Raw genomic sequence first — 13,473 nt, forward strand, 5'->3', positions numbered from 1 at the left:
TTCGGGGTAGAATGCCCGCAGAATTAACCATTTGATTTAAGAGATTATCCCTATGAGCATTACCCGTTTAGATGTTGGTACACGTATGAGCAGCATAGTGATCCACCAAGGCACTGTGTACTTATGTGGCCAAGTGGCGAAGGATAAGTATCAAAACATCACCGAACAAACGACGACTATGCTAGAGGAAGTCGACACTCTGTTAGCGCAGGCGGGCAGTTCTCGGGAACACTTGTTGTCAGCCACTATCTATCTAAAGGATATGAATGACTACGATGCCATGAATGCGGTTTGGGATGCTTGGGTGCCACAGGGTCATGCGCCTGCCCGTGCTTGTGTGCAGGCGGCCATTGCCGAGCCAGAATATCTGGTTGAAGTTTCTGTGATTGCCGCAGTCGCTAAGGCGTAACTCGCTTCTAATCTCAGTAAGCAGTAAAGCTAAGTCGAACTTGGCTTTACTCGCCCTCAACCATTGCTGCCTTAAATGCTGCGGCATATCTACCGTGACAAGGCTACGCCACGCGATCTTCAATTAGAACGCGATCATTAGCTAGAGCAAGATCTTCAGTTAGAAATAGCGGGCTAAGTTCGCCGGAATATTGGGGCGGTGCGAGGAATACTGCGCCAGTAAGCCTTGAGCGATGGCCCCTATATCCAGCGTTGGTAAACCTTGCTTTATGATGGTCGTGGCCCAAGGTGCGTGGTGCTTGAGTTGGGCATAATGTTCAGTTTCAACAAACCGTGCCAACGAATAACTGCTACCGCCTAATCCATGTCCCCAACCTTCGCTAACGTCAAAGGGAGAATCGAGTCGCTCGCTATCAAACTCCACCAAGTAGGGGGACTGACCGTGGTGACCTCCTGCCCAATCGCCTAATTCCAGCAACAGTATCATCCTTGTCATTTATTTATGCTCCTTTACTACCGGCTTGCAATCATAACACGGCCAAAACTGGCATGGGGATCTGTGGGAGTGATGGCGATAATGCTATCTAGCCGCAGTGTTTGCTGACCAGCTTGATGTTCGACTACCAGCCATTCAGTCTTATCGGCGTGGGTCTGGGTCGTAATTGCCCGTGCTTGGCACAGACTGCCGTCCTGCAACTCAATGTCGAGGCGATAGCCGTGCATACAGGCCAGCTCAAGGTAATCGTAGTGGGCACAGGGGATCATTTTGTAGTCAGACATCATCTTTGTTCTCAGTTGAATGATTTAGATGTAATTCAAGGTCTCATACTCAGCGATAGGAGAATTGAATATGAAGTGCATCTTACTCGTTGGTCTTTTGTGGTTGCAGTTTTGGCAACCCGTATTGGCTCAGTCGTTGACGCCTTTTCAAGCGCAGAGTGCCGTGACCCGCCCTTATATTATCGAACTTTATACGTCACAGGGCTGCAGTAGTTGTCCACCCGCCGAGGCTTGGTTATCTGAGCAGTTTAATAAGACCGACCTATGGCATAAATATTTTCCGTTAGCCTTTCATGTGACTTATTGGGATTACCTAGGATGGAAGGATATTTTTGGCCAAAGGGCTTTCAGTGAGCGCCAATATCAACATTTAAACCAAAAGCATACGCGGCAAGTGTATACACCGCAGTTTGTGATTAATGCTAAGGAGTGGCGTGGTTGGTTCTCGGGTGAGTTAGATGGGATCTTTGCTCTGCCTCAACCTGAGGTGGGGATGCTTAAGTTGAGTATCGCCAACCAGCAGCTTGAGGCGAGTTTTGAGCCGCAGCCCACTTGGGCACAGGATAAAGACTTGCATCGAACACGTTTGCATTTGGCGTTGGTCGGCTCGGGTTTTACGACTGAGATAAAACGCGGCGAGAATCGCCATAGGCTATTACCCCATGATTTTGTGGTGCTGAGTTTGCAATCTTTGCCCGCGAGGAGTGTGCTTGAGCATGCCAAAGACCCTACGCTGCAGTTTACCCAATCCCTCGATGCCATTCCCGCATCAGCGTTTAGTGCGCCCCGTTTGGCTTGGGTGGCCTGGTTAACGCTAAATGAAGAACCTATACAAGCCGTGGGCGGCTGGCTTGAGGCGCCGCATGACGAAATCCAAAGTCAATAAGGGGAGTCAAATGAAGCGATTTGCCCTAACGGCAAGTTGTTAAGACATCTTTTTAACCGCTTATTTTATCGGCTAAGACTTTTAGATGAATCTCACCTATTGACTTTATTCCTGCCGCTACCTAGTCTGCTTGTTCAGTAATCAAGGTGGTATGCGATGGAAATAAAATACGATTTAAAACCTGCGTCCGAACGCCGTACTGAGCAATTCAAGCCCGAAGGAAATGTGGGCTTCGGTAGCCTCAGAACCGATCATATGTTTTTAATGGATTATCGCGATGGTGAATGGCGCGATCCACGTATTGTGCCCTACGGTCCGTTTGAAATGGCGCCGGGTGCGATGGCCCTGCATTATGGTCAGTCCATCTTCGAAGGCGCCAAGGCCTTTATGCATGAAGATGGCGAAATTTACACTTTCCGTATCAACAAAAACGCCGAGCGTATGAATCGTTCGGCGGATATTGTCTGTATTCCTAATATCGATGAGCAGATGCAAATCGATGCGATCAACGCCTTGATCGACGTAGACCGTCTCTGGTTCCCGATGCAAGAAGGTGCCTGTTTATACATTCGCCCCTTTATTTTTGCGACCGAAGACCGTCTGTCTGTGAGTCCAAGTACGCGCTACACATTCTGCGTGGTGTTAAGCCCAAGTGGTGCTTACTACGCGGCGGGTGTGAATAAAGGTATTCGTCTGCTGATCAGCAAGACTTACCATCGCGCCGTATCGGGTGGTACTGGCGCCTCTAAAGCGGCGGGTAACTATGCTGCCTCATTGCGTGCCGGTAAAGCTGCCGCGCAGTTTGGTGCATCACAGGTGCTGTATTTAGATGCGAACAACCAACAGATTGAAGAAGCGGGCGCCATGAACCACTTCCACATTCTGAAAGATGGCGCAGTGATCATCCCAACCTTCACCGATACCATCTTAAAATCCATTACCTCGCAATCCATTATGGAGTTGGGTGAGTTACTCGGCTGCGAAGTGCGCCAAGAGACTGTTATGCTGGATAAGTTTATCGCCGATATCGAATCTGGTGAGATTATCGAAGCGGGTGGTTTTGGTACGGCTGCCGTGGTATCAGCTGTCGGTTCCTATATTTTTGAAGATGGCCGAGTGGTGACAGTGGGCAACGGTGAAGTGGGTGAGCATATTCAACGCATCTACAAGCTGTATACCGATATCCAGAAAGGTCATATTCAAGGCCCGGATGGCTGGGTGAAACGTGTTGAGCGTGTCGCACCTTAATCGTGAAATGATCCAATGAAATAAGGCTCCTTTAGGGAGCCTTATTTTTTTATCTAATTTTATTTTATCTGTTGTTGCAACAGCGCTAAGCAATCCTGGGCGCTGAGTGGCTTACTCAGCAGGAAGCCCTGTACTTGATCGCAGCCTTGTAGCGCCAAGAAGTTAAGCTGCTCTTGGGTTTCAACCCCTTCCGCCACCACATTTAACTCTAGGCTGTGGGCGAGGGCGATAATCGCGCTGGTAATGGCCGCATCGTCGGGGTCGTTGGTAATGTCGCGCACAAACTCACGGTCGATTTTTAAGGTGTCGATAGGGAAACGTTTAAGATAACTCAAGCTCGAGTAGCCAGTACCAAAATCATCCACCGCGATGGTTAAGCCTAGTGCCTTGAGTTTAGAGAGGATATTAACCGACTCCTGCGGATTACCCATGATCATCGACTCGGTTAATTCCAGCTCGAGTGCCTTGGCGGGTAAACCTGATACCGCGAGAGCCACTTCGATGGTCGAGATAATATCGGCCTTCAACTGCCTGGCCGAAAGGTTCACCGCCATGCTGATATCGCCAAGACCTAGCTCATTCCACTCAGCGAGTTGCTGGCAAGCGTGGTTGATCACCCAATGGCCAATCTGGTTAATGATGCCGGTTTCCTCCGCCAACGGAATAAACTCGGCGGGCGAGATTGGGCCTAGTTCGGCATGATGCCAGCGCAGCAACGCCTCAAGCCCTGTGAGTGAGCCATTGCGTAAACAAAACTTGGGTTGATACACCAAGCTTAACTCATTGCGTGAGATGGCCTGTTTAAGCCCTGCCTCAAGTTGCACATGGCGCGTTGCCATCTCATTGAGTTTATTGGTATAAAACTGAAAGTTATTCCGGCCGAGCGCCTTGGCGTGGTACATGGCGGTGTCGGCAAACTTAATCAGCGAATCCACATCTTCCGCATCGTTGGGATACAGGCTGATACCAATCGAGGTTGAGATAGTCAGGGACTTATCATCGAGTAAGAAGGGCGCCTGAAAGGCTTTGAGCACTTTCTCTGAGATCAGCGTCGCCGCCTTGGTTTTCGCCACACCTTCCAAAATAATGGTAAATTCATCGCCGCCTAAACGGGCAACCGTATCCCCTTCGCGAACAGCACTTTGCAGCCTGTGGGCCACGGCTTTGAGCAGCAGATCGCCAATATGGTGCCCCATAGAGTCATTGATATGCTTAAAGCGGTCAAGGTCTAAAAACAGCAGGGCGACGATATTATTCGATCTATGGGCCTGAGATATGGCGTGGTTGAGCCTGTCCTGGAACAAGGTGCGATTCGGCAGCCCTGTCAAGGTGTCGAAGCTGGCGAGGAAGCGAAGATCCTCTTCGGCCTTTTTACGTTCTGTAATATCGGTAAACACCGCCACAAAGTGGCTGGTTTCCCCTTTCACATCGATAACTTGGTTGATCTCAAGCCATACTAGAATCGCCTTGCGTGCCTTGTTGCGGATCCAAATTTCACCCGCCCAATGTTTATGGCGCAGTAGTTGCTGCTCAATGCTATTGAACAGATCTCGCTGTTGTCGGCTGTAGGCTAAGTGAATTAAATATTTATCGCTGATTTGCCGCTCCGAATAGCCGGTAATAGCGCTAAAGGCGGGGTTTACCGAGCGGATACGATAGTCCAAACCTGCCACTACAACGGCTTCGTTCATGCTGTTAAGCACTTGAGAAGAGAGGACTAGCTCGTTTTCGATCAACTTACGCGAAGTGATATTACGGGTGGTGCCCGTCATACGCAGGGGTCTGGCCTGCTCATTGGTTTCGACTACTTTGCCACGCTCAAGGATCCACAGCCAGTTACCCGGTGAATGCTCGATGCGATATTCCATTTCAAAAAATGGTGTGCGCCCCTGTAGATGGTCGGTCAAGACTTGTTTAAACCGCTCCCTATCCTCAGGGTGGGCATTGTCGTGCAACAGTGTGTCGCTACTCCACTGGGAAACCGGAATATCCGTATGGGTACGATAGACCTGCTGCTCTTGGATATTCCAATCCCACATGCCATCGCCCGAAGCCCAGAGTGCCAATTTTAGCCGCTCTTCGGAGGCGCGGATGCTGGTCTCAAACTCTTGTTGCTGCTGGCGTTTTTGCTTACGCCACCGATAGATAATGACCAATAAGGCTAATGCCAGTAACCCATAAAGCACATAGGCAAATTGAGTGCGGTAGAAGGGGGCGTTTACACTTAAATCGACCAACAGTGCATAGTTACCTTCGTTGTTGTACTCCAAGGAATGCCGTACATGCAGTACATAATGGCCTGGTTCGATATTGGTAAAAGTGATTTCATTCCCCGTGGGTAAATCGTGCCATTGGTTATCGAAGCCTTCGAGGTAGTAGCTAAAACGGTTTTTGCCCGTGTAGCTAAAATCCAGCGATGTGACCTCAAAGCTGACCAATTGATCGGTGTAGTTCATCACGATTTGCGGCGGGTGGCTAAGATCGAGGATGGTGTGTTTTTCACCGGCAATCTTATAGGCGGTGAGTGCGACTCGGGCTTCGCCCCGTTTGTCGGGCAATGCTTTAGGATTAAAGCGATTGATCCCGTTAATGCCGCCAAACCAGAGGTCGCCATCTTGATCTTTGAGTTTCACGCCACCGTTAAACTCGAGCGCCTGCAGGCCTTCTTGCTCGTTAAAATTGATGACTTTGCCACTGACGGGATTTAACTTGCCGATGCCCGCATTACTGCTAAACCAAATATGATGATCGGCATCCTCCAGCAGGGCGTAAATGGTGTCGCTGGGCAGACCTTGCTCACGGGTATAATCCTTAAATATCGGAGTGTCGGCTTGTGCCGATAAGCGGCTCATGCCGCCATGGGTCGCAAACCAGATGTCGCCATTACTGGTGACTAAAATGTCTCTAATACGATTGTTGATAATGCTATTTTTGTCATGGGGGTCGTGGTAAAACGCTTCCCCTTTCCCCGTTTGCATATCCAGTTTAACTAAACCATTGAGTGAGCCAATCCACAGTGTGGTGTTATCCACTCTTAGGGTGAGCAGAATATTTTGCTCGGGGTGAAAGTTATCAATATTGGTAATAGAGATGGGCGTAAACTCATCATTCTCTGAGGCTTTTCGATACAGGGAATGGGTAGTCGCAACCCACAGTCTGTTGTGGTCATCTAGCGCTAAACTACGGATATGGTTAGCTTCTGTGGAGGTATCTTGATTATCGGAAACCTTTAACAGACTAAAGTCGCCGCTAGAACTTAGGCGGCCCAGCCCATAGTTACTGGCAAACCAGAGCGTGCCTTGCTGGTCTTGAACAATGGAGCGCACGGTCAGGTTTAAATTTTGCGCCTTAAGGCCTAAGGCGTTGGCAAAAAAGGAAGTGTAATGCTCGTACTGAGTGTGATTGAAGGCGAGCCGCTTGAGTCCTGCGCCTTCGGTCCCTATCCATAGAGCGTTATCTTGGCTACGGTAAATGGAGCGAATATTATTACTTTGCAGGGGAAATTCTGTTGAGTATTCAGATAAATGCTGAAAATACTGCCGACGGGTATTGATCTTATTCAGCCCCGAATAACTCGCGCCAATCCATAGGTTGCCAAACGAGTCCTCTAACAGACAAAGCATATTGTTTTCGCTGATGCTCGTGGGGCGCTTGGTATCGTACTTATGGTAGGCCGCGACAACATGTTCACCTTCGCGATCTAGCTGGATCAAACCCGCCTCTGGCCCCACGACCCAAAACTGCCCTTGGGGTGTTTGGATAAAGTCTTTGATGTAAGGGACATTATGCTCTGTTTGCCAGAGTACTTGTCCCTGCTGTGATACCAGATCATAGTGCCAGAGCTGATTGCCAAGGGCCAAGGTAATGGCACGGGTAGAATTCGCCTTGATCTGATAGGCCACCACATCCTGCGGTACATTGAGTCGGGTGATGGTATTGGCCGTCACGGCAAAGGTACCACTGGCCTTAGTGCCCGCTAGCAAATAGGTGTTATCCACATTGGCTAAGCTGGTGATTTGGGGTTCGATGCTCGTCCCTAATGACACTTGGGTAATTCTGTTGGTGCGGGTGGAGAGCGAAAATAATCCGCCCTGTGTACCAATCCACAAAGTATTGCCCACAATGTTGAGTTTAGTGACTCTAGGGTCGGTCAGGCCTTGCTCGACACCGAAGCGTTCAAAGGTGCCGGTTTTTAAATCTAAGCGGTTGATCCCTTGGCTAAAAGTGCCTACCCAAATATAGCCATGCGCATCTTGAATAATGTCTGAAACATAGCTTTCGGAAATGCTCTTAGGATCGTTCGGCGAGTGGATAAAGAGGTTGAAGTTGTAACCGTTGTAGCTGTGTAATCCATCCTGCGTACCAATCCAGAGCATGCCTGCGCTGTCCATAAACAGGCTGGTAATGGTATTTTGATTTAAGCCTTCTTCGCTGCGGATATGTTCAAATTTCAGCTGTGTGTTAGCCGCATTTAAGGGTAATGCCAAGCCTGTAAGCGGCGCTCCAGATAAGCCAAGAAGACAGAGCGCGGCGAAGAAAAGTTTAAGGATTGGATGGCTCAAAGTTACCCCTATCAAAACCCATTAACCCAAAACTGGGCGGTATAGTGCATTTACCTTGGGGATGCCGCGTATAGTGCAACAAAGACGCGAGCTCAGCTAAATATCAAATTAATAATCAGTATATTCACGGATTTACAGGACGCAAAATGCGGCTTGTGATTATCTTGCTATCGAGGGGGAGTTTAGCAGTTTTTACCGAATGCCAACATATTGGGATTTGCCTAATAACGAAATAAAAAAAGACCTTGCCGGAAGGGGGAGAAGCAAGGTCTTTGGTTGAACGCTTTTCTTGGCTTAAGCCGCCGGTACGCGAACAAAGCCTTCCATCAGCACGCGGGCGCTGCGACTCATAATGGCTTTGACGACAGTCCATTCGCCATTTGTTTGCATGGCCTGAGCGCCGACGCGAAGGGTGCCTGAAGGGTGGCCAAAACGCACCGCTTCCTTGTCACCACCGCCTGCTGCGAGATTGACTAAAGTGCCGGGAATCGCTGCCGCTGTACCAATCGCCACGGCGGCTGTGCCCATCATTGCATGGTGCAATTTGCCCATGGAGAGGGCGCGTACCAGCAGATCGATCTCCTCTGCCGCGACGGCTTTTCCACTGGATGACACATAGTTTTTCGGCTTAGCAACAAAGGCTACCTTAGGCGTATGTTGGCGCGAAGCAGCTTCATCAATATGCTTGATAAGCCCCATACGCACCGCGCCATGGGCACGAATGGTTTCAAACTTGGCCAAAGCGGCATTATCGCTGTTGATATCGTCCTGCAGCTCAGTGCCCGTATAGCCTAAGTCTTCGGCATTGATGAAAATGGTCGGAATTCCCGCGTTAATCATGGTCGCATTAAAGCTGCCAACACCAGGCACTTCTAACACATCCACCAAGTTACCCGTAGGGAACATGCTGCCACCATCGCCGTCTTCGTCAGCGGCGGGGTTCATAAATTCGATTTGCACTTCGGCGGCGGGGAAGGTCACACCATCTAGCTCAAAATCGCCAATCTCTTGCACCATGCCATCGGTAATCGGCACGTGGGCAATAATGGTTTTGCCAATATTGGCCTGCCAAATACGCACTGTGCAGACGCCGTTTTGCGGAATGCGCGCAGCGTCAATCAGCCCATTGCTGATAGCAAAAGCGCCCACAGCAGCGGTTAAGTTGCCGCAGTTACCGCTCCAATCCACAAAGGGTTTGTCGATTGAGACTTGGCCAAACAGATAGTCAACATCGTGATCGGCTTGGCTACTTTTCGACAGGATCACGGTTTTGCTGGTGCTTGAGGTAGCGCCGCCCATGCCATCAATTTGCTTGCCATAGGGGTCGGGGCTACCAATCACGCGAAGGAGCAGGGCATCTCGAGCAGGACCGGGTACTTGGGCTGCTTCGGGTAAGTCCTGTAAACGGAAAAACACCCCTTTACTGGTACCGCCGCGCATATAGGTGGCGGCAACTTTAATTTGGGGCGGAAACGGATTCTTGCTCATGCTATTAACTCCAAGGGGAATAGCGAAAAGGTTAGCGTTGATATAGGCGGCAAGCTTGTCGGCATTGCCGCCTTTTAGCGCGAGTCTTACTTCAGATTCGACTCTAAAAAGTCCTGCGCAAAACGCTGCAATACGCCGCCGGCAGAATAGATAGACACTTCTTCTGCGGTATCGAGGCGACAGGTAACGGGTACTTCGACGCGCTCGCCATTTTTGCGGCTAATCACGACCGTGAGATCCGCTCTTGGCGCGATTTCACCATAGACGTCAAACACTTCGGTACCATCTATGCCATAGGTAGCGCGATTCTCGCCCGCCTTAAACTCCAGCGGTAACACGCCCATACCGACTAAGTTAGTACGGTGAATACGCTCGAAGCCTTCGGCAATAATGGCCTCAACGCCCGCTAAGCGCACGCCTTTTGCAGCCCAGTCACGGGATGAACCCTGACCATAGTCGGCGCCAGCGATAATGATCAGCGGCTGTTTGCGATCCATATAGGTTTCAATGGCTTCCCACATGCGGGTCACTTGGCCTTCTGGCTCGATACGCGCCAGTGAACCTTGCTTCACCTTGCCATCGACAACCGCCATCTCGTTTTTGAGTTTTGGGTTGGCGAAGGTGGCACGCTGGGCCGTTAAGTGGTCGCCCCTGTGGGTCGCGTAGGAGTTGAAGTCTTCCTCTGGCAGACCCATCTTGTGCAGGTATTCGCCTGCCGCGCTGTCCATCATAATCGCGTTCGAGGGTGATAAATGGTCTGTGGTGATGTTGTCACCCAGTACGGCCAATGGGCGCATGCCCTTGAGGGTGCGTTCACCCGCTAATGCGCCTTCCCAGTAAGGAGGACGGCGGATATAGGTCGATTGTGGGCGCCAGTCGTACAGTGGGCTGACCTTATCGCCATAGTCGACGCTCAGGTCGAACATCGGCTCGTAGACCTTACGGAACTGCTCTGGCTTCACGCTTGCTGCAATCACGGCATCGATTTCGGCATCCGTTGGCCAAATATCGATTAAGCGCACTGGGTTGCCATCTTTATCGTGGCCTAACACATCCTTCTCGATATCGAAACGAATGGTGCCCGCGATTGCGTAGGCGACGACTAATGGTGGTGATGCGAGGAAGGCTTGCTTAGCGTAAGGGTGAATACGGCCGTCGAAGTTACGGTTACCGGATAATACGGCGGTGGCGTAAAGATCGCGGTCGATCACTTCCTGCTGAATAACCGGGTCGAGTGCGCCGCTCATACCGTTACAGGTGGTGCAGGCAAAACCGACAATACCAAAGCCTAATGACTCCAGCTCTGGCAGCAAGTTGGCTTCTTCTAAATACAGTTGTACCGCCTTAGAGCCGGGGGCGAGTGAGGTTTTCACCCAAGGTTTACGGCTTAAGCCTTTGGCATTGGCGTTACGTGCCAGTAGGCCCGCCGCAATTACGTTGCGTGGGTTACTGGTATTGGTGCAGCTAGTGATGGCCGCAATAATCACGGCGCCATCTGGCATTAAGCCTGGCTCATTTTCAACTACGCCGCTGATGCCGCGCGCGGCCAACTCTGAAGTCGGAACGCGAGCATGGGGATTCGATGGGCCAGCAATGGTACGCACTACCGATGACAGGTCAAAATGCAGGGTACGTGGGTACTCGGCCTGCTTGAGGTCATCGCTCCACAAACCTGTGGTCTTGGCATAGGTTTCAACCAGCTTCACTTGCTCGTCGCTACGACCCGTCAGGGTTAAGTAGTCCAGCGTTTGTTGGTCGATATAGAACATGGCGGCGGTGGCGCCAAATTCTGGCGTCATGTTAGAGATAGTCGCGCGATCGCCAAGTGTTAAAGCCTCTGCGCCTTCGCCGAAGAACTCAAGGTAAGAAGAAACTACTTTTTCCTTACGCAGGAATTCGGTCAAGGCTAATACGATATCGGTGGCGGTAATGCCCGGTTGAGGCTTGCCTGTGAGCTCAACACCGATAATGTCGGGTAGACGCATATAAGAGGCGCGGCCTAACATCACGCTTTCGGCCTCAAGCCCGCCCACGCCGATGGCGATAACACCCAGCGCATCCACGTGTGGCGTATGGCTGTCGGTGCCCACTAAGGTATCGGGGAACGCCACGCCATCACGGGCATGGACCACGGGTGACATACGCTCCAGGTTGATCTGGTGCATGATGCCGTTGCCCTGCGGGATGACATCAATGTTTTTAAACGCCTTTTGAGTCCAGTTGATAAAGTGGAATCTGTCTTCGTTGCGTCTATCTTCGATGGCGCGGTTTTTCGCAAAGGCATCCTTATCGAAACCACCATATTCCACCGCCAGAGAATGGTCGACAATCAGCTGGGTCGGAACCACAGGGTTAACCTGCGCCGGATCGCCACCCTTAGCGGCAATCGCATCACGCAGACCCGCTAAGTCTACCAGCGCGGTTTGCCCTAAAATATCGTGGCACACTACACGCGCAGGGAACCATGGAAAATCCAGTTCCTGTTTTGATTCAATAATTTGTTTTAGTGAGTCTGTGAGTGCTTCTGGCTCGCAGCGACGCACTAAGTTTTCTGCTAATACACGTGAGGTGTAGGGCAGTTTAGCGTAGGCGCCGGGGCTGATGGCTTCAACGGCTTCACGGGTATCGAAATAGTCAAGTGCTGTGCCTGGTAAGGGCTTGCGATAGAGGCGATTCATAGCTGTGGTCATAGTGGTAATGTCCGTACCTATTTGTACTTCGGTGGCTGCTATCGCAGCCACATAGGGTCAATTCGGCTCTTTTATTAAGGTGTTAGACCTAAAGAGCTCATGCGGAACTGACGCTTAGCGCCAGTTCCTGTTGTGTTATTAACGCTCTGCAATCGGCACGACTTTACGTAGCGCTACACCCACATAGTCGGCACTTGGACGAATAATGCGGTTGTTTGAACGCTGTTCCATCACGTGCGCCGTCCAGCCCGTTACCCGTGAGCAAACGAAGATCGGGGTAAACAGCTTGGTTGGAATGCCCATGAAGTGGTAAGCACTGGCGTGGAAGAAGTCTGCGTTACAGAAGAGTTTCTTCTGTTCCCACATCAGGGCTTCACAGGCGACCGATACGCGGTAGAGGCGATCATCGCCGTAATCGGCGGCCAGCTTTTCAGACCATTCTTTGATGATGGCGTTACGTGGGTCTGACTCACGGTAAATGGCGTGACCAAAGCCCATGATCTTCTCTTTACGCTCGAGTTTACCCATGAGCACATCGCGGGCATCGGCTTCGTCTTTCATGTCTTGGATCAGTTCCATCGCCGCTTCGTTAGCGCCGCCGTGTAGCGGACCACGCAGTGAGCCGATAGCACCAGTGACGCAGGAATGCATGTCCGACAGGGTTGATGCACACACACGGGCGGTAAAGGTTGAAGCGTTAAACTCATGCTCTGCATACAGAATTAATGATACGTCCATTACCTTAGCGTGCAGTGCCGATGGGGCTTTGCCGTGCAGCAGGTGCAGGAAGTGAGCACCGATTTGCTCATCATTGGTTTCGGTTTCGATGCGTACACCATCGTGGCTAAAGCGATACCAGTAGCAGATGATCGATGGGAAGGCCGCCAGTAAACGATCGGCAATTTGGCTTTGCTCGCTAAAGCTGTGCTCGGCTTCGAGGTTACCCAGCATAGAGCAACCGGTACGCATGACATCCATTGGGTGGGCGTCGGCAGGAATGCGCTCTAATACTTCTTTTAATGCCTGTGGCAGGCCGCGCATGCCCTTAAGTTTGGTCTTGTAAGCTTCGAGTTGTGCTGTGGTTGGCAGCTCACCGTAGAGAATGAGGTGCGCGACTTCTTCGAAGGTGGCGTTTTCGGCCAAGTCCTTCACATCGTAACCGCGATAGGTCAGGCCGCTGCCCGATACACCTACGGTACTTAATGCGGTCTCACCCGCGCTCTGGCCACGTAATCCTGCACCACTTAATTTTTTTGCGTCTGACATAATCCTTCCCTTCCGTTAACGCTATGGTTATTGCAGACAGGCTCAATATTGGCCGTCTACCTTTTTGGTTAAAGCTGCATAATGTTGGCGAAATACTCGTTTCGACCTTATGTAGGGTTGCAGCGTGTCGGTGATGCGTGAGCCG

At 50.9% G+C, this 13,473-nt stretch carries 9 protein-coding genes; 3 read left to right on the forward strand and 6 right to left on the reverse strand.

All coding sequences use genetic code 11. The annotated features are described in order from the left end of the window. Positions 1–52 precede the first annotated feature (52 nt). A complete protein-coding gene (locus CF168_RS01600) occupies positions 53–409 on the forward strand; it encodes a RidA family protein (protein WP_037413739.1) in 357 nt (118 codons plus the stop codon). 159 nt (positions 410–568) lie between these two features. On the opposite strand, the gene CF168_RS01605 is transcribed toward CF168_RS01600, so the two are convergent. Together CF168_RS01605 and CF168_RS01610 are read right to left on the reverse strand one after the other, a co-directional pair. Further along, a complete protein-coding gene (locus CF168_RS01605; RefSeq protein WP_089066744.1) occupies positions 569–904 on the reverse strand; it encodes a hypothetical protein in 336 nt (111 codons plus the stop codon). A 17-nt stretch (positions 905–921) separates the two neighbouring features. Further along, positions 922–1,188 carry a Rho-binding antiterminator gene (locus CF168_RS01610; protein ID WP_164717902.1) on the reverse strand — a complete coding sequence of 89 codons (267 nt, stop codon included), beginning with the start codon at positions 1,186–1,188 and terminating at the stop codon, positions 922–924. Between the two features lie 70 nt (positions 1,189–1,258). Between CF168_RS01610 and CF168_RS01615 the strand changes: the two genes are divergently transcribed. Together CF168_RS01615 and CF168_RS01620 are read left to right on the forward strand one after the other, a co-directional pair. After that, positions 1,259–2,074, forward strand: coding sequence for a DUF1223 domain-containing protein (locus CF168_RS01615; protein WP_089066746.1), 816 nt, complete (start codon positions 1,259–1,261; stop codon positions 2,072–2,074). Positions 2,075–2,230: 156 nt separating this feature from the next. Then, positions 2,231–3,322 carry a branched-chain amino acid aminotransferase gene (locus CF168_RS01620; RefSeq protein WP_089066747.1) on the forward strand — a complete coding sequence of 364 codons (1,092 nt, stop codon included), beginning with the start codon at positions 2,231–2,233 and terminating at the stop codon, positions 3,320–3,322. A 59-nt stretch (positions 3,323–3,381) separates the two neighbouring features. On the opposite strand, the gene CF168_RS01625 is transcribed toward CF168_RS01620, so the two are convergent. The 4 genes from CF168_RS01625 to prpC form a co-directional block, all read right to left on the reverse strand. Then, a complete protein-coding gene (locus CF168_RS01625) occupies positions 3,382–7,899 on the reverse strand; it encodes an EAL domain-containing protein (RefSeq protein WP_089066748.1) in 4,518 nt (1,505 codons plus the stop codon). A 279-nt stretch (positions 7,900–8,178) separates the two neighbouring features. Beyond that, positions 8,179–9,372: a 2-methylaconitate cis-trans isomerase PrpF gene (gene prpF / locus CF168_RS01630; RefSeq protein WP_089066749.1), complete on the reverse strand. Its 1,194-nt coding sequence runs from the start codon at positions 9,370–9,372 to the stop codon at positions 8,179–8,181. An 86-nt stretch (positions 9,373–9,458) separates the two neighbouring features. After that, positions 9,459–12,062, reverse strand: a complete 2,604-nt coding sequence (gene acnD / locus CF168_RS01635) for a Fe/S-dependent 2-methylisocitrate dehydratase AcnD (RefSeq protein WP_089068879.1) — start codon at positions 12,060–12,062, stop codon at positions 9,459–9,461. Positions 12,063–12,200: 138 nt separating this feature from the next. Further along, positions 12,201–13,328, reverse strand: coding sequence for a bifunctional 2-methylcitrate synthase/citrate synthase (gene prpC, locus CF168_RS01640; protein ID WP_011624355.1), 1,128 nt, complete (start codon positions 13,326–13,328; stop codon positions 12,201–12,203). Positions 13,329–13,473 lie beyond the last annotated feature (145 nt).

This window comes from Shewanella bicestrii (genome assembly GCF_002216875.1).
In the GTDB taxonomy this organism is placed as follows: domain Bacteria; phylum Pseudomonadota; class Gammaproteobacteria; order Enterobacterales; family Shewanellaceae; genus Shewanella; species Shewanella seohaensis.